Below are 20,270 nucleotides of genomic sequence, written 5' to 3'. Positions count from 1 at the left end.
CCAAAAGAGACTAATTATGAATACGTTAGACATTGAAAACCTGGTAGTGAAATTTCCTTTGGTGCAACGGCTGATGGATTTGGAAGCGGTGACCTGGTTCAACCCCAATACGACCAAGCTGGAGGAAGGGTTACCTTACGTCGGGTTGACGCAAAATGATGTCGCCGAAGCCGAAGCGCGCTTGCAACGCTTTGCTCCGTATCTGTGCCTGGCATTCCCTGAAACGCAGCAAACGAACGGCATTATCGAGTCTGAAGTGGTGGCGATCCCGGCGATGCAGAGCGCGTTGGAGCAGCGTTATGAGCAGGCTATCGCGGGCAAGATGTGGTTGAAAAAGGACAGCCATTTGCCGATTTCTGGCTCCATCAAGGCCCGTGGCGGCATCTATGAAGTGCTGACTCATGCGGAAAAGTTGGCCATCGAGGCGGGCATGCTGTCTGTAGACGACGATTACAGCATCCTGTTTAGCGACAAGTTCCGCCAGTTCTTCAGCCAGTACAGCATCGCAGTGGGTTCAACTGGCAACCTGGGGATGTCGATTGGCATCATGAGTGCCAAGCTGGGGTTCAGCGTCAGCGTGCATATGTCTGCCGACGCTCGCGCCTGGAAGAAGCGCAAACTGCGTGAGCACGGCGTTAACGTGGTGGAGTACGAGCAGGATTATGGCGTGGCGGTGGCTCAAGGGCGTAAGCAGGCGGAGTCAGACACGCACTGTTTCTTTATTGATGATGAGAACTCGCAAACCCTGTTCCTCGGCTATGCGGTGGCCGGTGGTCGCCTGAAAAAGCAGTTTGCGCAGATGAACATCCAGGTTGATCAGGACCATCCGTTATTTGTCTATTTGCCCTGTGGCGTAGGCGGTGGGCCTGGTGGAGTAGCGTTTGGCCTGAAGCTGGCGTTTGGTGACCATGTGCACTGTATCTTTGCCGAGCCGACGCACTCACCTTGCATGCTGCTTGGGATCCACACCGGGCTGCACGATCACATTGCGGTGCAGGACCTGGGCATTGATAACGTCACTGCGGCGGATGGATTGGCTGTCGGCCGGGCTTCCGGGTTTGTCGGGCGTGCCATGGAACGCTTGCTGGACGGTTTCTACACCCTGAGCGATCAGGAGATGTACGACCTGCTTGGCTTGCTCGCCGCTGTAGAGGGCATTCAGTTGGAGCCTTCTGCATTGGCTGGCATGGCGGGGCCAGCTCGAGTCTGCGCCGACCCACATTATCTGGGCAGCCATAAGATCGATGCCCAACGTATCGCTAATGCGACGCATTTGGTGTGGGCAACCGGTGGCGGTATGGTGCCTGAGGAAGAAATGGCCAAGTACCTCGCAGCGGCAAAACGCTAGCGCTATATGCGGTTAAAAGGGCGCAGCGGCGCCCTTACGGTCGAACATGTGCGATCCTCAAACGAGTTACCACCGGCTCACCCTGTAGGGGCGCAGCATGCGGCGCCCGTTTCGCTAGATCCTTCCTCACGTTTCCCTCAACAAGAACAATAAATCGTCGCCATAGTTTGACCTCGATCAGAGTATCGTCTTGATGCGCCCATCATAATGAGAATTACTCCCATTATAAGAATGCCTATCATGACCATGCGTATTATTGGACGGATCCTGTTTTTCTGCGCCGGATGGTTTCTTCTCAGCTCTGTCGCCCTGGCTGCCGCAGATTACCAACAGTTGAGCGATGACATTCAGTCACGCCTGGATAAAACCTCGCAGTTCTACCAGCAACAACAGATTGCTGAAGCCCGCAGTGAAGTACAGATGGCCTATTTTGAGGTGTTCGAAAACCTCGAAGGACCGATCCGCATCAACATTTCCGCGCAAAAAAGCTATCAGATGGAGGCCGCCTTTGGCGAAATCCGCAAGATGATTGGCGATGGCAAGCCGCAGGCGGAGGTCGATGCCAAAATAGCCTGGCTGAAAAACGAGTTAAACGGCGTGCTGCCGGTATTGAGCGGGGGGCACAAACTCACGGCGGAGCAGCAGCACGGCGCTTATGACAACGAACAAATCGCACCTTATTGGCAGCAGAGCTTTAAAACCATCGATGACCTGTTGGCCGAAGCCGTTGGCCTGTATCAAAGCAACAGCTACGCTGAAGCCAGTAAAAAGGTGCAACAGGCGCAGTATGACGGCTTCAAAAATTCCGAAATGGAAACCTCGCTGCGGCAAAATCGTTCCTCCCAGCAGGCCGGTGATATTAACCGCCAGTTCTCTGAGCTGATCAAACTGAGCGGCGAACCGGACCAGATGAACGAGGTCGGCTACCGTGTTACCACCTTATTGCAGGATCTTGAAGACTTGCTGCCTGGGCTGCCAACCACCCGTGATGACCAAGTCGTTGCGGCCACGCCAGACGTCAATGACGCCGCGCTGGATGCGGACTGGCAGAAAGTAACCAACGATATTGATAAAGCGGTGAATGCCGCTATTGCGCAATACGCCAGCGGTGATGCCAAAGGCGCCATGATGGCGATCCAGGATGCTTACTTCGACCTGTTTGAAGCCAGCGGCATGGAGAACAAGATCGGCTCGCGCGACTCGGCCTTTAAAACCCGCATCGAAGGTTACTTCACGCGCATGGTCAGCCAGATCAAGGCGGGGCAACCGCTTGATACGGTGAAGGAGCAGTCTCAGGCGCTGCAAACCGATTTGGCGGCGGCGGTAGAGATGTTGGGCACCGGTGGCCAGACCAACTGGAGCCTGCTGATTTACAGCCTGTTAATCATCGTGCGTGAAGGCCTGGAAGCCTTGCTGATCGTCGCGGCTATCGTCGCATATCTGGTGAAAAACAATCATCACGACAAACTGCCGCTCATTCGCCAGTCGGTGTATGTCGCGCTACTGGCCAGCGTGATCACCGCCGTGATTTTCCAGTGGCTGTTCTCTAACTCTGGTGCCAGCCGTGAACTGCTGGAAGGGTTCACCATGCTGATCGCGGTGGTGATGCTGTTCTCCATGAGTTACTGGCTGCTGTCAAAAGTGGAAGCCAAACAGTGGAAAGCCTATCTGGAAGGTAAGCTTTCGCACTCGTTAAGCAGCGGATCGATGGTTGGCCTGTGGCTGACCAGCTTCCTGGCGGTCTACCGCGAAGGGGCGGAAACCGTGCTGTTCTATTTTGCCCTGATGGGGGATTCCAGCTCGATGGAAGGGCATCTGTCCATTCTGGGCGGGTTCCTGATCGGCTGTGTGATCTTGCTGATCGCCTACCTGATCATGCGCTACAGCGTCGTCAAGTTACCCCTCAAACCGTTCTTTATGTTTACCGGCAGCTTTATGTACCTGATGGCCTTTGTGTTTGCTGGCAAAGGTGTGCTGGAGCTGATCGAAGGCAAGCTGTTTGAGCCAACGTTGCTGAGCGGCGTGCCAGAAATTTCCTGGCTGGGTATTTACCCTTATGTCGAAACGCTGATACCGCAGGCGATCCTGCTGATTGCCGCCGTATTTGCCCTGTGGGTCATGAGGCGGGGAACCGTAGCAACAAGTCGGGGGTAACACCCCGCAGTATTTCTGGGATGATTTTTTAATCTGAACGATTATTTAGCGAGGATGATAACAACTATGGCTATGAACAAAAAATTAATCAGTGGCGCACTGATCGCCGGGATCTTCACCGCACCAGCGGCGTTTGCTTTCAAAGAGTACCCTGCTGGCGAGCCGGTAAAAATGAACGAGCTGGAGATCGCGGCCGTCTACCTGCAACCGATCGATATGGATCCGCGTGGCATGGGGCTGCCAGCGGCTAAAGCCGACATCCACCTGGAAGCGGATATCCACTCGGTTGAGGGCAACAAGAACGGTTTTGGCGCGGGCGAATGGATGCCTTACCTGACCATCGCCTACACCCTGACCAACACCGATACCGGTGAGAAGCAGGAAGGCACCTTTATGCCAATGGTTGCCAGCGATGGCCCACACTACGGTGCCAACATCAAGATGATGGGCGTGGGCAACTATAAGGTGACCTATCATATCGATCCGCCATCCAAGGCAGGCCTGCATCGCCATACCGATAGTGACACCGGCGTTGGCCGCTGGTGGAAACCTTTCGATGTCAGCTTCGACTTCAAATATGTTGGTCTGAACTGATTTAGCCGTAAAGGTTTCACTATCAACAGGCCGGGCAGGCAGCAATGTTTCCCCGGCCGTTGGCGTTTAAATGCTAACGCCACACGACGTTCTCCGTTGGTTGCCATGATTGGACAAGCTCATCATTAACGGATAACGGTTTATACCCAATTGCCGCTCAGGCTGAGCTTGTCAGTGAGCGGGGTGTACAGTCATCATGAGCTATTTTCTTGTTTCGGTACTGCAATCTTTCCTGCCCGTTGCCCTGCTGCTGGGGCTGAGTTGGACAATACGCCAAACTCCCCTGGTGCGCCCGATGGTGCTGCTGAGCCTGATCGGCTTTTTTTGCGGCACCTTTACCGCGGCTCATCTGCCTGATTCACAGCAATGGGCGCTGTGGTTTACCGGCCTGCAAATCGCTCTGATCCTGTTGTTCCTGCTTAACCAGTTTACCTCTGGTTCGCGTTCGGGCTATGTCTGGCAATTTATCCTGGTGCTGGTGGCTTCGCTGCGTTGGGGGAAAACGCCTAACCTGGGGGCGATCACCGCCACCGACGTCATCAACACCGAGTTACTGCTCAATATTAGTGCGGTGATTGCCGGCATTATTATCGTGGCGTTTGCCGGGGCGCTATTGGCCGCCTGCGTGCGTCAGGTTCGCACTCTGCGCTGGCCGCTGCTGCTATTGCTGGCGTTGTTGCTACTGGCACCGCTCTCCGGCGAACTGATGCTGGCATTAATGAAGCTCCAGGTGCTGGAACTCACCAAATCCTTGCTGAGCTATGTGGCCAAAGTCACCAATGCCAACGGCCTGATTAACTATTTCTGCGGCGGATTGCTGCTGCTGACGGCTCTGGTTTACCTGTTGAAAGTCGTCATACCGCGCCGTCGGGCGCAGGTGGAACCGCGGCCCATCGAACACCGTAAGGCCGTTGCCCACTATCAAAATTCCCGGCGCGTGTTGGTCATGACCTTGGTGCTAGCGGTGATTGCTGCCGGTTCCCAACTCTACTGGGACAAAATTGCCTCCCAGCCCCCGCGTTTATCTGAAGCCTTGCCGGTGAAGCTGAATGCCGATGGGCTGGTCCATATCCCGATAGAACAGGTCAAGGATGGCAAGCTACACCGTTTCGTCTGGGTGGCGGACGACGGTAAAGCCGTGCGCTTCTTCGTGATCAACCGCTACCCAGACAAACTGCGCCTGGGCGTGGTGTTTGATGCCTGCCTGCTGTGCGGCGATCAGGGCTACGTGATGGAAGGCAATCAGGTGATATGCGTGGCCTGCGACGTACGGATATTTATTCCGTCGATCGGTAAGCCAGGTGGCTGCAACCCGGTGCCGATCGAAGAGTGGGATATGACCGCCACGGATTTGGTCATCAGCAAGAAATCGCTGGAGTCCGGCCTTAACTATTTCAGCACCATCATTACGCTGGAAGTCACCGACCCGGTTGACGGTAGCAAGCTGACCAACACCAAAGCGGAACATCGCTACAACTACGCCGGTAAAACCTATTTCTTCTCCAGCGCGGCCAACTATGAAGCCTTCCGCGACACACCAGAGAAATTCATCAAGGAAGGGGAATAACCATGTTATGGCGCATGCTGCAACAGTCGTGGTATCGCAATATCCGCAAAAAATCGCTGGCGGTGATCACCATTTTTCTGGCAGCGGGCCTGGTTTCTGCCCTGCTGGCCGTGTCGATCGATATCGGCGACAAGATGGCCCGGGAGATGAAATCCTATGGCGCTAACATCCTGATCGAACCGGCCGGGCAGGCGACCTTGCCCTCGCTGTTCGGTGAGAAAAACAACCCGCTGGCCGGTCAGGATTTTCTCGACGAGGCCGAACTACCCAATATCAAAGACATCTTCTGGCGCAATAACATCATCGGCTTTGCCCCGTTGCTGAGCGGTGAAGTCAGCGTACAGCAACGGGTAATACCGGTGTTAGGGACCTTCTTTGAGCAGAAGGTCAACGTACCGGATGAAGAGAACTATCAGACCGGCCAGAAGATTATCAGCCCTTATTGGCAGGTGACCGGCCAGTGGCCTGATGAAAGCGGCGCGGCCAATCAGGCACTGGTTGGCCAACAGTTGGCTCAACAGAGCGGCTGGAAGATTGGCGACACCATTACTGTCAAAGGTCCAGCAGCGGCGTTGGAGGTGACGATCAGCGGCATACTGGCCAGCGGCGGCGATGAAGAACAGCAACTGGTGCTGCCCTTGGCGCAGGCTCAGAACTTGCTGGGGCTGAAGGGCAAAGTGCAGGCCATCCGCGTATCCGCGCTGACGGTGCCGGAGAACGAGCTGTCACGTAAGGCCAGGGCCGATCTGGAGTCACTGGACGCAGAAGAATACGACCTGTGGTATTGCACCGCGTATGTCTCGTCCATCGCCCATCAGTTGGAAGAGGCGATATCCGGTTCCGGCGTTCGCCCAATTTGGCAGGTGGCCGCCTCAGAAGGGATTGTGATCGAGAAGATCCAACTGTTGCTGGCGGTGGTGACGCTGGCTGCGCTGTTGGCCTCCGCCATGGGCATTGCCTCGCTGATGACCAGCAATATTATGGAGCGCACCAAAGAGATTGGCCTGATGAAAGCGCTGGGGGCCAGACAGTGGCAGATCATGATGCTGTTCTATCTGGAGGCGGCAATGAGCGGCATTATTGGCGGCCTGTTAGGCTGCATCGCTGGCTGGGGATTGGCTAAGGGGATTGGTTTGATGCTGTTCGGTGCGCCGCTGAGTTTTGCCTGGATTGTGGTGCCTTGCGTGCTGGTGCTGTCGGTACTGATTGCGCTGGCAGGAACCTGGTTCCCGGCCCGCCGCATCGCTCATCTCTACCCGGTGGAGGTGTTGTATGGCCGTTAATTCCTCTCAGAACATGTTCTGGCGCCTGGTGTTCCGCGCGCTGCGCTTACGGATGCAGCGGGTGGTGGTGGTGTTTGCTGCGTTGGCGGTAGGGGCGGCGATCGTCACCGCGATGTCTGCGGTGTATTTTGATATCAACGCCAAAATGAGCCAGGAGCTACGCACCTTCGGTGCCAACTTTTATGTTGGGCCGGGGATGGGTAATTCTATGGCGGAGAAGAGCTATCAGCAGATTGTCGACAACGCCCCGCCAGGGCTGGTGACGGCCAATAGCCCGTATCTATACGGCATGGCGCGTACCGAACTGGAAAAGGTAGTGGTGATGGGCGTGTGGTTCGAATCGCTCAAGCAGATCGTTCCTTACTGGCAGGTGACGGGTAACTGGATTGGCGTCAGCTTTGACGATCGCAATGCGATGATCGGCTACAAGCTGGCAAACCGCCTCGAACTCAAGGTGGGCGATTCGGTGGTGCTGGTGGAAGGGGAGCAGAAGAAAAAGTTGCAGATCAAAGGCATTGTCGAAGCCGGTGACGCCACGGATAACGTGCTGATTATCAACCTGCCGCTGGCCCAAAGTTGGCTACATCAGCCGGACCTGATCAGCCATGCCTTATTTAGCGTGAACAACGAACACGGTCAGGTGGAGCAGTTTGCCGAGCAGTTGCAAAAACGCTATCCCGATCTGGAGATCCGCCCGATCCGCAAGGTTTCGGCTTCTGAAGGCCAGGTATTGGACAAGATCAAAGGGCTGATGGGGTTGGTTTCGGTGGTTATCCTGGTGCTATCAACGCTGTGCGTGAATACCACCTTGATGGCGATCGTCAGCGAACGGTCGCGGGAGTTTGCCTTACAAAAAGCGTTAGGCGCCAAAAGCAGCGACATCGTGCGCCAGATTATGGCCGAGACCTTGATTATCGCGCTGTTTGCCGTGGTGGTCGGCATTATTGCTGGCTATATCCTGGCGCAGGTTCTAGGGCATACCGTGTTCTCTGCCTCCATCGGGCTGCGGGCGCAGGTTATTCCACTGACGGTCATTCTTTCATTGCTGGTTGCCCTGATTGCAGCCGCACTGCCAACCTATCGCGCCGTGAATATCGAACCGGCCAAAGTGTTAAAAGGAGAGTAACGGTGACTCAACAGCAACCGACCAACGATCAGCAACTCTCACCCTGGGTAATTGAAACCCGTCATCTCTACAAACGCTTCGGCCAGGTGGTGGCGCTGGAGGATATTAACCTCAAGATCAAGCGTGGCGAATTTGTGGCCATCATGGGAGCCTCGGGTTCGGGCAAAACGACGCTAATGAACATCCTGACCTGCCTGGATACCGTCAGCGACGGGCAAGTATTGCTGGACGGTGTAGACGCCGCCGGGCTGGATGAAGAAGGGCGCAGAGCCTTCCGTTCCGACAAGATTGGCTTGGTATTCCAACAGTTCCACCTGATCCCGTTCCTGACCGCGTTAGAGAACGTGATGCTGGCCCAGCACTACCATAGCGTGGTGGATGAAGTGGCCGCTCGCAAGGTGTTGGATCAGGTTGGCTTAGGCCACCGTTTTGATCACTTGCCGAGCCAGCTTTCTGGGGGGAACAGCAGCGCGTCTGTATTGCCAGAGCGCTGGTCAATGAACCTCCGGTGATTTTTGCCGATGAGCCAACCGGCAACCTGGATGAACAAAACGAGCAGATGGTGCTGGGCTTGTTAACCGAACTGCACAAGCTGGGGCGCACCATCGTGATGGTTACCCACAACCCGGAACTGGGCAAGTTTGCCGATCGCATCGTGCGCTTGCAGCACGGCAAGTATCAGGGCGAAGAGCTTAACGACCATGAGGTGGAGCATGTTAGCTAATGCTAAAAAGTTCGGCGGTATCCTGTTAATCGGGGCCGCGTTACTGCTTAACGGCTGTAAAGAAGAGAAGGCCGAGATCGGCGCTGCGGCCCCTGCGCTGGCGGCCTACGATTTGCAAGGCAACCAGGTTGCGTTGAGCCAGTGGCAAGGCAAGCATGTGTTCCTGAACTTCTGGGCCTCGAACTGCGGTGGTTGCCTGGCCGAAATGCCTGCGCTGGAGAAGCTGAGTAAAGAGTTTGGCGACAGCATCGTGGTGGTGGGCATCAACACGGATAAGGATGAGATGAATATCCAGGCGCTGTTGGATGAACGCCAGGTATCATTCCCCAACGTGCGTGATCAACTGGCGATCACCCAGGAGCGTTATCAGGTGATCGGCACGCCAACCGCCTATCTGATCGACCCGCAGGGCAAGCTGATTGGCCAGTATGTCGGCATGCTGAAAGAACCCGATCTCAAGGCGATCTTCGAACAGTCCCGGCAGAAAGGGTAGTCGCGAGCCTGTCTTCCCTCTCCCCCAAAGGGCAAGGGGGCTAGCTCGGTGTCGTGGGCAGGTGTAGAAGTTGATTTGTGGCACATTCTGTCCCCTCTCCTGGGGGCTGTCTCTTATACACATTTCCCCGGCGCAAACGCCGGGGAGTTTTTGAACTTTCTCCCCGTCTGTTGATCTCTCTTTATATTCTCCTCTTCTTCGGTTTTTAGTATGGTGCTTTCTGATTGCTATTCATGGGCTAACGAGACTTTTGGTCTCGCTCAACTTGGCGACTATCGGCGAACTCAGCGTCTCGTCAAATTCACTGCCTCGTTGGCTAAAAAAACAGGACTTTCTATTGTGAAATCATCCCAAACCGCCGCTGAAGTTGAAGGGGCTTATCGTCTGATCCGCAACCCCAATGTCTCACCCGACGCCATTGCCGAGGCGGGCTTCAATGCGACGGCAAACGCTGCTCATACACACACGCTGCTCCTTGCACTGGAAGATACGACCTCTATTAACTTCGCCCATACCACCGCGTATGACGAGTTTGGGAACACCACAACCAGCAAGAATACTCATGGTCTACTCGCTCACTCCGTCCTGCTTTATGCTCCCGATGCCGCACAGTTCCTGGGACTTATCGACCAACATCGTTGGAGTCGTGAGGCTAATGAATACGGTAAAAAACACCAACGTAAACACGTGCCTTATGAAGAAAAAGAGAGTTACAAATGGCAACAGGCATCTGAACGAACGGCACAGCGGCTCGGTGACACTCAAGCAAAAGCTATCTCCGTCTGTGATCGAGAAGCGGACATCTGGCATTACCTTGATTATAAAACGAAAAATAGACAGCGCTTCGTCGTTAGGGCGGCTCAGAACCGGTTGCTGAGTGGACAGGATAAAAAACTGTTGGAGTTGCCAGAAACACTAACAGAAGCAGGCAGTTATCTACTAAATGTGGTTCAGAAAGGCGGGCGTGCTGCGCGTGAGGCACAAATGAGTATCCGCTATAGCTCGGTCGAACTCAAAATGCCGGGGAGTACGTCAGAAGAGAACAGTGTCCCGCTGACATATATCTGCTGTCGTGAAGAAGCTGAAGAGGGAGCATGCTGGCATCTTCTGACATCAGAAAAAGTTACTTCAGCAGAAGAGGCTCGGGTCATTATCAGCTACTACGAGCGTCGCTGGTTGATAGAGGAATACCATAAAGCCTGGAAAAGCGGTGGAACGCAGGTGGAACAGTTGCGGATGCAAACGCGAGATAATCTGGAGCGAATGATCGTGATCCTGAGCTTTATAGCGGTACGTGTGTTGGCCTTACGCCAGGGCGGGTTGAGTGAAGAAACGCTCAATGAAAGCTGTGAACGGGTACTGAGTCCACTAGAATGGAAGCTGCTGTGGGTGAAACAGGAAGGTAAAACCTTGCCAAAGACGCCACCGAGCCTGAAGTGGGCGTACCTGAATCTGGCAAAGCTGGGGCGTTGGTATGACAGTAAACGAACGGGACGAGCGGGATGGGTGGTGATGTGGGAGGCATGGTTCAAGCTTCAGGACATCGTCGAAGGGTATAAACTGGCGAAGTCTCTTGATCAGGAGATCTGATCAAGAGACAGGGTGTGGGAGAGATGCTGAGCTCCAGCCTGCTGGCCTTCGCAGGAAACCTGCGTCGGTTCACCAGCAGCAAGGCCCTGGTAGCGTACGCAGGACTGAATCCACAGCGATGTGAGTCGGGGATGTTTAAAGGGAAAAGCCGGTTATCGAAAGTGGGACACGGTGAGCTACGAAGCGCGTTATACATGCCCGCGGTGGTGGCAAGCCAATACAATGTTGTGGTTAAAGACTTAACAGAAAGGCTGAAGTTGCGTGGGAAATCGGGCAAAGAGAGAGTGTGTGCGGCGATGCGAAAACTGCTGCAACTGGCCTATGGTGTGGTGAAATCAGGAAAGGTATTTAATGCGGAAATACCGCTTGCCGGATAGCCGACAAGACGGTATCTCTCCCAAAAGGAGCTGTCTCTTATACACAACTCGGCATCTTACTGTTTTTTATGGGAATTATTTCAAGCGCATCAATAGGGCGCTCGGAAAAATTCTCTTTAAAATCAGCCTGCTATGTTTCTCAAATTACGGCCATTTGACCGCAACTTGAGATGTGTATAAGAGACAGCCTGGGGGAGAGGGTTAGGGTGAGGGGCATGGATCCTTCACCTTCGTAAATGGTTTAGCCTTGAACGACCGGTATGAAACAACAGGGTAAAAGATTGATGAACAAGCAACATGTAGCACTATTAATAACGCTATTGGCTGGTAGCAGCCCGGCATTGGCCCAGAGCCCTGATGTGATCTATAAAAATAGCTGCGCCTCCTGCCATGGCCGCTATGGTGAAAAAAATGCCTTAGGCAAAGCCCGCCCGCTGAAAGATTTAACCCAGCAGGAAATCGCAGAAGGCCTAAGAACCCGCAAAGCAGGCGAGATCGTGGGCGCTGGCAATAAGGCCAAAGCGCGTTTAAGTGACGAGGATATCGCCGTGCTATCGGAGTATGTGGTGACCTTGAAAAAGTGAGTAGAGCCAATACCCACCGGGCAAAACATCACAGCGTGAAGTGATCGCGAAACTGTGCCAGTGCTTCGCTACTGTCCCCGGAGGCCCAGCCTTCGAGTGCTATCACACCTTGGTAATTAATCTCCTGCAGCGTTCTGGCAATGGCGCGATAGTTGATTTCCCCGGTCCCAGGCTGCATACGACCAGGCACATCTGCTACCTGGATCTCGCCTATCTGTGTGCCGCAGCGGCGGATCAGTTCAATCAGGTTGCCCTCACCGATTTGTGCGTGATAGAGGTCGAGGTTCATCTTAAGCGCTGGGCTATTGACCGTTTCCACCAACGCCAGTGTGTCAGCTGCGCGGGCAAAAGGCGTGCCGGGATGATCAACCGTCAGGTTCAGGTTTTCCAGGGTAAAGATACGCCCAGCCCGTTCACCGAGTTGTGCTAAACGACGAAGCGTATCGGCAGCCTTCAACCACATGTTACCCGTCACCCTGTCAACCGGTTTCACCGGTAAGCCCTGTGGATCCAGGCCGGTACCGTGCAGATTCAGGCAGGGGCAGTTCAGCCGCTCGGCTATCGTTAGTGAGGTTTCTGCACTTTGCAGCAACTGCGCGATTTCTTGATCATCCGTTAGATTGCCGCTGAGATAACCGGTCATTGAAGTGAGGCGAGCTCCTGTCGCTACCAGTGCATCGATATCCTTATTGGCCCAGCTCCAGATCTCAGCCCCAAAACCCAGCGCATGAATGCGCTCTACACGTTCGATAAAGGGTAAATCCAAAAACACCATTTCTGCACAAACCGAGAGTTGATAGCTGGCCACTAGCGGTCTCCTAATTTAAGGGGGTTATTTACAATTTGTCATCAATATACATGCTTAAGTTATTTTTTAATGTCAAAAAAAGATAATTTCAGCTTGGTCATAAATTTAGGGGGGAATTAATATGTTTACATTGTAGAGTTATTGGAGGACATTCGCTGTACTTATTTAATTAGGCCGTAATTTATGTATTCGAGAAGGCGTTTTCTAACAGCAGGCACTGCCCTGATGGGCTTTGCCGTATTCAAACCTTCCTTGTCCTGGGGGAGAATGCCGAGTGAAAGCAGCGACGCTGCCATTTTTATTAAGCTTTCAGTGCTATTAACCAACGGGAAAAAAATGAGTCCGGTAATAGCACTACGTGCCTTGAATTGTTTGCAGGAAGAGGATCCTTCCTTTCAAGAGGAAATGCAGTTGCTGGACAATGCACTGAGAGTTGCAAATATTCTCTCGGCCGATGAACTGAATAATCATTTGATTATGACTGGCCCCACTGGCGACACCGCCAAGAAAATCATTTCTGCCTGGTATCTTGGTTATACAGGAACACCCGTATCGCTAAGGGCGTCAGATAACACGCGTTTTGTCAGCTATACCGATGCCTTTGCCTATGCTCCCACTTTGGACGCGACAGTGATCCCCACTTATTCCCGAGGCAAGACAAACTATTGGGTGCAGCCACCTATAACCCTCAACAGCGACTAGTTCCCGTTGAAAATAAGAGCAATATCATGAGTAAACACTATGATGCCGATGTGATTGTCATTGGCTCTGGCGCATTGGGCAGTAATGCCGCAACCTTGCTGGCCCGCAGTGGCAAGGCGGTTATTATTCTTGAAGCTGGCGAGAAAATACCGCGCTGGAAGATCGTCGAAAATTTCAGAAACTCAGCGAAAAAAGCCAACTATAACTCCCCCTATCCCAACGAGCCTTGGGCCCATCACTCCTATGATGAACAATACATAGAGAATACCGGTTCCTTTGATTTCCGGCCCGGCATGCTGAAACTGGTGGGGGGACAACCTGGCATTGGGCGGCCGCTTGCTGGCGCTATTTGCCTAGTGATATGAAGCTAAAAACATTGTATGGCGTGGGGCGCGATTGGCCACTGGAATACCACGAGCTGGAGCCTTTCTACCACCAGGCCGAAGTGGCTTTGGGGGTTTGCGGCAGTAATACCGACGATCAGAGTGGGCAGGGCGGCAGTGCTTTTCCTCCACGTTCGCAGCCGTATCCGATGTTACCTGAAGGTGAAACCTACCTATTCCAGCGGTTGAAAAGCCGAATGGCTCCGGCAGGTTATCATTTTATCCATGAACCCAATGGGCGTGCTACTCGTCCGTATGATGGTCGCCCCGCCTGCAGCGGTAATAATAACTGTATGCCGGTATGCCCGATTGGTGCCATGTACAGCGGTGATCAACATGCCCAACATGCGCAAGATGCCGGGGCACGTTTATTCACGGATTCAACCGTGTGGAAACTGGAAAAAGGCGTTGATGATAAAATTGTCGCAGCTCATGTTCGCAGCTCTAAAGGTGTCGATACGCGGTTAACCGCAAAATACTTTATCGTTGCCGCTCACGGGCTGGAAACGGCAAAACTGTTGTTAATATCGGATATCGCCAACAGTTCCGATCAGGTGGGGCGTAATTTAATGGATCACACCGGCATGGGCCTGCAGTTTCTGGCCGATGAACCTCTTTGGCCGGGGCGAGGCGCCGTACAGCAAGGGGGAATATTCAACTCTCGCGACGGCGATTTTCGTAAAACAAGAGCGGCAATCAAGCATGCCATTGCTAACAATGTCCCCAATATGGCCGTAGCACAACGTCTGATAGCTCAAGGTGTCATAGGTAGCGAATTGGACAAACAGATCCGCCATCAGGCGGCACGCTGGGTCGATATCTCCACGGTGTTTGAAACCCTCCCCCAGGCAAGCAACACCGTACGCCCAAGTACCACACGCAAAGATGCATTGGGCATTCCGATGCTGACGGTGAATTACGAAGTCGATGACTATGTCAAAGCGGCAAAACCCGTGGTGGAGGCGGATTACAAAAGATTCGTCGCTCTGATGGGGGGCACCGTCATTAATGACAATACTGGCTGGCAAAACCGTGACCATTTAATGGGGACCGTCATCATGGGCGATAACCCAAAAGATTCAGTGGTAAACCACGAGTGCCGGTGCTGGGATCATAGCAACCTGTTTCTCGCGACGACTGGGGTGATCCCCGCTTCGGGAGTCGTCAATCCCACGTTGACGGGCGTAGCTCTGAGTATTCGCGCAGCTGAAATCATTGAGCGTGAGATTTGAATATGAAGATACTTTTCAGGTTTCTCGCTGTAACCGTGTTGTTTATTGGGTTTAGCCACTCTTTGGCTGTACTTGCCGCCGATAAGGCGTTGGTTGAGCGTGGCAGATATATTGCGATCGCTGCTGATTGTGGTGCCTGCCATCGCCAGGCTCTCAATAATGGCGTTCCCTTTGCTGGGGGATACGCGATCGAGTCACCGATGGGGCGTATCATCGCCAGTAATATTACCCCCTCGAAGCAGTACGGCATCGGTAATTATAGCGAACAGCAGTTTGCCAAGGCTGTGCGTGAGGGTATCGCCGCTGATGGCAAGAATCTCTATCCAGCTATGCCATACACTTCATACCGTGATATGACTACGGCGGATGTACAGGCGCTTTATGCCTACTTTATGCAGGGGGTTGAACCCGCAGATATTCCCCCTTCGGCACGTACCGATCTGAGTTTCCCGTTTAATATCCGGCAGATTATGTGGGGCTGGGATCTGTTGTATCTCAGCGGCGCTTCTGCTGATAAGGCAGAGGCGCTTCCTGGTTCATTGGAGCGCGGTAAGTATTTGGTTGAGGTGTTGGCGCATTGCAGTGCCTGCCATACCCCACGCAATATCATGATGGCAGAGCAGAGCAGCCTTAACCTTGCCGGTAGCCCGCTTGGTGGCTGGTACGCCCCTAATATTACCCCTGATAAGAGTGGCATTGGCGATTGGAGCCAGCGGGATCTGGTCACCTACCTGAAAACCGGGCATCTGGTTGGTGAAGCACAGGCGGCAGGCGCTATGGCGGAGGCCGTCGAAAATAGCTTCAGCTTAATGACGGATGATGATTTGAATGCGATCGCTTCATGGGTTAAGCAGGTGCCAGCCATTCCTACGGCGGTAGACAACATTGGGCTTCAATCGCCACGGGGTGGGGTTGATATCAATAGCGTTCTCACCGGGCAGGGAACCCTGACAGACAGCTCAACAACGGACGGAGCTAAACTTTATGAAAATGCTTGCGCTAGTTGCCATGGCCATGACGGTCAGGGAACCGACGATAGCTTTTATCCCGCATTAACTCGCAACCGTGCGGTTTCCGCATTCGGTCCGCAGAATTTGGTGATGGTCATCGTGGAAGGTATCCAACGTAAAACCAGTAACACTGATATCAGCATGCCCGCATTTGCTGAACAGTTAAACAACGCGCAAATTGCCTCAGTCAGTAACTATGTCCGCAGTCGTTTTGCCGGTATTGACGATAAAGTGACTGCGCAGGATGTACAGACCTTTCGTGATGGTGGGGAGCCTCCGTTTATAATGCGATACATAAACTGGCTAATGACCGCAGGGATATTGGTGATGGTATGTTTGTTGGGCGGCTTTTGGTATTGGCGAAAAATAAGGCGTTCAGGCAGACAGCAAATTCGCTGACTCTATCAGTGTCACCCCCTTCCAAAAGGAAGGGGGAACGGATGTAGCGCAAAATTAATCACAGCGCCCATGGTTGATTTTGGTCAGGGGAAGGTTGATGTCGAATATTTTCAGATGAATATTTTTAGCCCCCATCGCCTCAGCCCGTTTGACGTGATGTTCGGCATATTTTTCGGCAAACGCTCGGTTTTCGAAAAAGTATATCCCGCCCGCCTCGCCGGTGTGCTCATTCTCAGTCCAGATCTTGGAGATGAAACCCGGCTCTTGATTGATGCTTTCGGCCAGCGATTGCGCATTTTTGGACAGGGTTGCACCAAGCTGGTCGGCTGGGAAACTAAAATCAATCTGTAAAATGACACTCATATCGTGATCCTTTTGGTGGCTGGTGGTTTTATAGCAAACAGGGTTATTCCGTGGTGTGTTCTGCAACAGGGGGTAACTGTGCGCTGAGACGGTTAAGTAATGTCTCTGAGTCCACATAACCCGTAGAGAGCAGGGATATTTCCCCATGGCGTTCCAGCAACAGGGTGGGGAAGGAGCGAACGCCCCATTGGCGGCACAGCGCAAAGTCTTGGCTAACCGCCTCTCTGGCCCGTTGTGACGTAAAGGTTTGGCTGAATTCGTCAAATGGCAGGCCAACCTGGTCGCAGATGTCACGATAAAACGCCTCGGTTTTAGGATCCTGCCCATCGACATAGAATTTGTACTGGGTTGCTGCGAGAAACGGCAACGCTGCAGAGGAAGGTAAACCTCGCTCAGCCAACAACAGGGAAGCCGTTGTGACTGCCCGGCAGGCCGGCTCGGTATCGTAGTTGAATTGTGCTGCTTCCAGCAGGCTGAAACCAAACGGTTGGCCGGTTTTTTTCTGGATGTGGCTCCACTCCTGCCTTAAGAAGGCTTTGAATGCCAAATTCCAAGCATCGCCGCCGCCAGCGCGCAACCCCCCCATGGTCATCACAAAACTCAGGCCATGTTGATCGCAATACTCCGCCAGTTGCTTCACCGCAGGTGAAATCCCCCAGCACCAGGAGCACATCGGATCGCCGACGTAACGAATGACGATATTGCTGGACGTGATTGTCTGCCGTTGAGTACCAGGGGACTCATCGGGCAGAAGACAACTGCCGGTGGTGGGATCGCATTGCATCATGATGGAGACTCCAAGCTGGGTTGAGATCGCGATCGTCATGATATTTGACAGCAAAAATTAATAAATAGACTATAAAAGCTAACTCTGTTCAACATTTGTGAACAAATGGACAAACTTGCAGCCATGGCCACTTTTGTCAAAGTGGTTGAAACCGGAAGTTTCACCCGCGCGGCTATCGCCATGGGGCTTCCCAAAGCGCGGATCTCCCAGCGTATTAGCGATCTTGAGCGCGCCCTGAGCGTGCGCCTGTTGCATCGAACGACCCGGGCGTTGAGCCTGACGGAGGATGGCAGCGCCTATTTTGAGCGCTGCCAGCAAATTCTCGCGGAAATCGATGAGTTGGAAGGGGGGCTCAGCGGCGGGGTAACAACGCCGAGCGGCAAGATCCGTATCGAGGCTTTGGCCTCGATTGCGCGTTGGATCCTCGCACCTCAGTTGCATGACTTTCAGGCGCGTTTTCCAGAGATCGTGGTGCGGCTTGCCAGCAGCGATCGCATCAGCAATTTGTTTGAGGAGGGTATCGACTGCGCTATCCGTGGCGGCATACTGGAGGATTCAACGCTGGTGGCCAGGCACGTTTGCGACGTGCAGATGGGCTTGTATGCCTCAGTTGATTACCTCCGCTCAGCACGAGCTATCAGGCAGCCTGAAGATCTTCAGCATCATCGATGGGTTGGGGGTTTTGGCATTCAGCGAGGCAAACAACTTAGCTGGCATCTGCAATCGGCAAACCGGAGCATTGCGGTAGTAGGCAACAGCAGTATGCTGATCGAAGATCCCGATGTGGCTATGAGTGCCTGTCTTACCGGGGCAGGCATCTGCTCCGGAGCACCCTTCGCGGTGGAAAGCTATGTGAAGAGTGGGCTCTTGCAGCCGGTGTTACCCGAGTGGCACTTTGCTCCACGGCCAATTCATATTATCTATCCCACCGGCAAGCATTTGTCGGTTCGGGTGAGAAGCTTTGTGGATTGGTCATTCGAGCTGATGAAAACCCATCCGCTGTTGGCGATGACGCCTTTAGCGCTGGCAAAATCACTGAGTTGAGTGGTTTGAAGGCTGGTTAACCGGGGGGTAAAGAGGTGGATGGCGTTGCCGCACATCCACCCAATAATCGAGGATCAGTGAACCTTTTTACCATCAACAATGATGTGGTGCGGGCTACGTGCCTTCGGATGGATGAAGAAATGCCCTTCCTGAGCGCTATCCGTGCTGATTGGCACCAGCGTGATATTTTTCGCTCCGGCAGCTTTATTATGCAGTGCATAAATAATGAAGGGGATTACCAGCACCACCATGAAGCACACAACCAGTAAACCGGCATAGACGTCGTTAGCTTCCCCACCCGGTAGCCCCGAAGGAGGGAAGAAGGAGACGACAAAGGCTACCAGAGAGGTCAACAACCCAATGACCGCCACTGCAATTTTAACCCCATTGCCACCCGGTATATTAAAGGTGCGCTTGTTATTCGGCTGCTTGCGGATCAACTGGATATAAGCCAGGAATAACAGGAAATAGCTGCAAAGATAAATCACCACCGTCAGCGCCAGTGCAATCAGGAACGACATGTTATTGCCACCCCCTGTATTGGTCAGCACAATCAGTGCTACCGAGGTGATGAGTAACTGGGAAATAACCAGCACCACCGGGACGCCGTTTTTGTTCATTTTGGCAAAGCGGGCAGGTAGGATCCCTTGTTGTGCCGTCACTAACATCCCGCGGGAAGGCCCGACAATCCATGCGGCGATCTCAGCCAGCACGCCCAGGAGCAACAGCGCAGCGATACCGCGGATAGCCCATTCGAAACCCGTCCCAAAATGATTGATCAGCACCGTGAAGGTTTGCATCACGCCCGCAGAGAGGTTGATTTGCTCATGGGGTATTACGGCGGCAATGGACAACCCGCCGATTGAACTCAGGCAAATTGCCGCAAACATCAACAGCAGCATGGCGAGCGGATAATCGCGGCCCGGGTTTTTCATCTCATTGACGTGGGTAGCGGAGGCTTCCACCCCCATATAGCTTAGGATGAAGGCCACAAACACCACTAACGTGCTCATGCTGGTGACGTTCGGGAAGAAGGTTTCGGCACTCATTTCAATCGCAATGGGAGCACCAGAGCGCAGATAAGTGACGGCCAGGATCACCAGAATTGCGGCTGGCAGCAGGATACCGGCAAAAAAACCAATCTTGGCGATGCGAGCGGTATTCTTGGTGCCACCAAACTGAGTTAAGGCCAGACCCCATAAAATAATCAGTGCGGCGACGGTCTTAACTATCGGATCGTTATTGAGTTCGGGCCAGTTAAGAATATAGGACAACGCCCCTAGCACGAAGTAGAGCATTGGGATAAAGCCTATCGCGATTTGCAAATAGCCAAACGAAATAGCGGCAAATCCCCATTTCTCACCCAGGGTTTTAGAAACCCAGGTAAACACGCCACCCTCCTGCCAACCTTCTACCGTCGCCATTTCTGCGGCACACAATCCTACCGGGATGAACCACAGCAAGCCGCCAAGGATCAGGAAGAAGGTCAGTGAAAAACCAGAGGTTGCAAACGTTGGGTATTCGTAAACCGCCATCACCATTGATGCCGTTATGGCAAAAAAGCCCAACAGCGTGAGTTGTTTTGGCGCAGCGATGATTTGAGTGCTAGCCATGGCAATTCTCCTGGGACAAGCGAAGATGCTTGCCAGTTAATTTTTTATGGTTAACAGGAGTGGCGAAGAGCAGACCACTCCATTAACAG

19 protein-coding genes and 1 pseudogene are annotated in these 20,270 nt (G+C 53.3%); 16 read left to right on the top strand and 4 right to left on the bottom strand.

Annotated elements, in window-relative coordinates:
* The first annotated feature begins 16 nt into the window (after window positions 1–16).
* From D9980_RS10910 to D9980_RS10860, 11 genes and pseudogenes are all read left to right on the top strand, one after another.
* On the top strand, window positions 17–1,348 hold the full coding sequence (locus D9980_RS10910) for a D-serine ammonia-lyase (RefSeq protein ID WP_121607302.1): 1,332 nt from the start codon (window positions 17–19) through the stop codon (window positions 1,346–1,348).
* 246 nt (window positions 1,349–1,594) lie between these two features.
* Complete coding sequence (locus D9980_RS10905; protein ID WP_121609002.1) at window positions 1,595–3,502, top strand: FTR1 family protein; 1,908 nt, start codon at window positions 1,595–1,597, stop codon at window positions 3,500–3,502.
* 66 nt (window positions 3,503–3,568) lie between these two features.
* A complete protein-coding gene (locus D9980_RS10900; RefSeq protein ID WP_024485920.1) occupies window positions 3,569–4,096 on the top strand; it encodes an iron transporter in 528 nt (175 codons plus the stop codon).
* Window positions 4,097–4,292: 196 nt separating this feature from the next.
* Entirely contained in the window at window positions 4,293–5,663 is a 1,371-nt protein-coding gene (locus D9980_RS10895; RefSeq protein WP_121607301.1) for a Fe-S-containing protein, read from the top strand.
* Window positions 5,664–5,665: 2 nt separating this feature from the next.
* The gene (locus D9980_RS10890) at window positions 5,666–6,946 is read left to right on the top strand and encodes an ABC transporter permease (protein ID WP_121607300.1); all 1,281 of its coding nucleotides are present in this window, start codon (window positions 5,666–5,668) and stop codon (window positions 6,944–6,946) included.
* A 13-nt stretch (window positions 6,947–6,959) separates the two neighbouring features.
* A complete protein-coding gene (locus D9980_RS10885) occupies window positions 6,960–8,072 on the top strand; it encodes an ABC transporter permease (protein ID WP_121609001.1) in 1,113 nt (370 codons plus the stop codon).
* Window positions 8,073–8,074: 2 nt separating this feature from the next.
* A pseudogene (locus tag D9980_RS10880) lies at window positions 8,075–8,796 on the top strand (ABC transporter ATP-binding protein).
* Complete coding sequence (locus D9980_RS10875; RefSeq protein ID WP_121607299.1) at window positions 8,786–9,289, top strand: TlpA disulfide reductase family protein; 504 nt, start codon at window positions 8,786–8,788, stop codon at window positions 9,287–9,289. Before D9980_RS10880 ends, D9980_RS10875 begins: the two are co-directional and overlap by 11 nt.
* Before the next feature lie 210 nt (window positions 9,290–9,499).
* Window positions 9,500–10,879, top strand: coding sequence for an IS4 family transposase (locus D9980_RS10870; protein WP_121607298.1), 1,380 nt, complete (start codon window positions 9,500–9,502; stop codon window positions 10,877–10,879).
* A gap of 23 nt (window positions 10,880–10,902) precedes the next feature.
* Window positions 10,903–11,256, top strand: coding sequence for a transposase (locus D9980_RS10865; protein ID WP_121607297.1), 354 nt, complete (start codon window positions 10,903–10,905; stop codon window positions 11,254–11,256).
* A 284-nt stretch (window positions 11,257–11,540) separates the two neighbouring features.
* Window positions 11,541–11,840 (top strand): c-type cytochrome, encoded by a 300-nt coding sequence (locus D9980_RS10860; RefSeq protein WP_121609000.1) that lies wholly within the window; start codon window positions 11,541–11,543, stop codon window positions 11,838–11,840.
* Between the two features lie 28 nt (window positions 11,841–11,868).
* On the opposite strand, the gene D9980_RS10855 is transcribed toward D9980_RS10860, so the two are convergent.
* On the bottom strand, window positions 11,869–12,648 hold the full coding sequence (locus D9980_RS10855; protein WP_121607296.1) for a TIM barrel protein: 780 nt from the start codon (window positions 12,646–12,648) through the stop codon (window positions 11,869–11,871).
* A gap of 225 nt (window positions 12,649–12,873) precedes the next feature.
* On the opposite strand from D9980_RS10855, the gene D9980_RS10850 reads away from it, so the two are divergent.
* From D9980_RS10850 to D9980_RS10840, 4 genes are all read left to right on the top strand, one after another.
* A complete protein-coding gene (locus D9980_RS10850) occupies window positions 12,874–13,350 on the top strand; it encodes a sorbitol dehydrogenase family protein (RefSeq protein ID WP_237735571.1) in 477 nt (158 codons plus the stop codon).
* A 26-nt stretch (window positions 13,351–13,376) separates the two neighbouring features.
* Entirely contained in the window at window positions 13,377–13,715 is a 339-nt protein-coding gene (locus D9980_RS26985; protein WP_238393702.1) for an NAD(P)-binding protein, read from the top strand.
* Window positions 13,712–14,965, top strand: a complete 1,254-nt coding sequence (locus D9980_RS10845; protein WP_238393701.1) for a GMC oxidoreductase — start codon at window positions 13,712–13,714, stop codon at window positions 14,963–14,965. The genes D9980_RS26985 and D9980_RS10845 overlap by 4 nt, the downstream gene beginning before the upstream one ends.
* A 62-nt stretch (window positions 14,966–15,027) precedes the next feature.
* A complete protein-coding gene (locus D9980_RS10840) occupies window positions 15,028–16,374 on the top strand; it encodes a cytochrome c (protein WP_238393700.1) in 1,347 nt (448 codons plus the stop codon).
* A gap of 54 nt (window positions 16,375–16,428) precedes the next feature.
* Here D9980_RS10840 and D9980_RS10835 read toward each other — a convergent pair whose 3' ends face one another.
* Window positions 16,429–16,737 carry a monooxygenase gene (locus D9980_RS10835; RefSeq protein WP_121607293.1) on the bottom strand — a complete coding sequence of 103 codons (309 nt, stop codon included), beginning with the start codon at window positions 16,735–16,737 and terminating at the stop codon, window positions 16,429–16,431.
* Window positions 16,738–16,780: 43 nt separating this feature from the next.
* Entirely contained in the window at window positions 16,781–17,524 is a 744-nt protein-coding gene (locus D9980_RS10830; protein WP_121607292.1) for a DsbA family protein, read from the bottom strand.
* 105 nt (window positions 17,525–17,629) lie between these two features.
* Here D9980_RS10830 and D9980_RS10825 point away from each other — a divergent pair, with 105 nt between their 5' ends.
* Window positions 17,630–18,568 carry a LysR family transcriptional regulator gene (locus D9980_RS10825; RefSeq protein WP_121607291.1) on the top strand — a complete coding sequence of 313 codons (939 nt, stop codon included), beginning with the start codon at window positions 17,630–17,632 and terminating at the stop codon, window positions 18,566–18,568.
* A 74-nt stretch (window positions 18,569–18,642) separates the two neighbouring features.
* On the opposite strand, the gene gadC is transcribed toward D9980_RS10825, so the two are convergent.
* Window positions 18,643–20,181 (bottom strand): glutamate:gamma-aminobutyrate antiporter, encoded by a 1,539-nt coding sequence (gene gadC / locus D9980_RS10820; protein ID WP_121607290.1) that lies wholly within the window; start codon window positions 20,179–20,181, stop codon window positions 18,643–18,645.
* Between the last annotated feature and the right edge of the window lie 89 nt (window positions 20,182–20,270).

The sequence above is a fragment of the Serratia sp. 3ACOL1 genome (assembly GCF_003668775.1).
Classification (GTDB): Bacteria; Pseudomonadota; Gammaproteobacteria; order Enterobacterales; family Enterobacteriaceae; genus Chania; species Chania fonticola.
The sequence above is the reverse complement of the archived record's forward strand: the minus strand, read 5'-3'. Positions and strand labels throughout refer to the sequence as shown.

What these genes read in the sequence shown, in the direction of transcription:
- gadC (WP_121607290.1), bottom strand. Translation starts at nt 20,181, where the DNA reads ATGGCTAGCACTCAAATCATCGCTGCGCCAAAACAACTCACGCTGTTG.
- D9980_RS10885 (WP_121609001.1), top strand. Translation starts at nt 6,960, where the DNA reads ATGTTCTGGCGCCTGGTGTTCCGCGCGCTGCGCTTACGGATGCAGCGG.
- D9980_RS10910 (WP_121607302.1), top strand. Translation starts at nt 17, where the DNA reads ATGAATACGTTAGACATTGAAAACCTGGTAGTGAAATTTCCTTTGGTG.
- D9980_RS10835 (WP_121607293.1), bottom strand. Translation starts at nt 16,737, where the DNA reads ATGAGTGTCATTTTACAGATTGATTTTAGTTTCCCAGCCGACCAGCTT.
- D9980_RS10845 (WP_238393701.1), top strand. Translation starts at nt 13,712, where the DNA reads ATGAAGCTAAAAACATTGTATGGCGTGGGGCGCGATTGGCCACTGGAA.
- D9980_RS26985 (WP_238393702.1), top strand. Translation starts at nt 13,377, where the DNA reads ATGAGTAAACACTATGATGCCGATGTGATTGTCATTGGCTCTGGCGCA.
- D9980_RS10870 (WP_121607298.1), top strand. Translation starts at nt 9,500, where the DNA reads ATGGTGCTTTCTGATTGCTATTCATGGGCTAACGAGACTTTTGGTCTC.
- D9980_RS10860 (WP_121609000.1), top strand. Translation starts at nt 11,541, where the DNA reads ATGAACAAGCAACATGTAGCACTATTAATAACGCTATTGGCTGGTAGC.
- D9980_RS10895 (WP_121607301.1), top strand. Translation starts at nt 4,293, where the DNA reads ATGAGCTATTTTCTTGTTTCGGTACTGCAATCTTTCCTGCCCGTTGCC.
- D9980_RS10875 (WP_121607299.1), top strand. Translation starts at nt 8,786, where the DNA reads ATGTTAGCTAATGCTAAAAAGTTCGGCGGTATCCTGTTAATCGGGGCC.
- D9980_RS10825 (WP_121607291.1), top strand. Translation starts at nt 17,630, where the DNA reads ATGGACAAACTTGCAGCCATGGCCACTTTTGTCAAAGTGGTTGAAACC.
- D9980_RS10830 (WP_121607292.1), bottom strand. Translation starts at nt 17,524, where the DNA reads ATGATGCAATGCGATCCCACCACCGGCAGTTGTCTTCTGCCCGATGAG.
- D9980_RS10905 (WP_121609002.1), top strand. Translation starts at nt 1,595, where the DNA reads ATGCGTATTATTGGACGGATCCTGTTTTTCTGCGCCGGATGGTTTCTT.
- D9980_RS10865 (WP_121607297.1), top strand. Translation starts at nt 10,903, where the DNA reads ATGCTGAGCTCCAGCCTGCTGGCCTTCGCAGGAAACCTGCGTCGGTTC.
- D9980_RS10890 (WP_121607300.1), top strand. Translation starts at nt 5,666, where the DNA reads ATGTTATGGCGCATGCTGCAACAGTCGTGGTATCGCAATATCCGCAAA.
- D9980_RS10850 (WP_237735571.1), top strand. Translation starts at nt 12,874, where the DNA reads ATGGGCTTTGCCGTATTCAAACCTTCCTTGTCCTGGGGGAGAATGCCG.
- D9980_RS10900 (WP_024485920.1), top strand. Translation starts at nt 3,569, where the DNA reads ATGGCTATGAACAAAAAATTAATCAGTGGCGCACTGATCGCCGGGATC.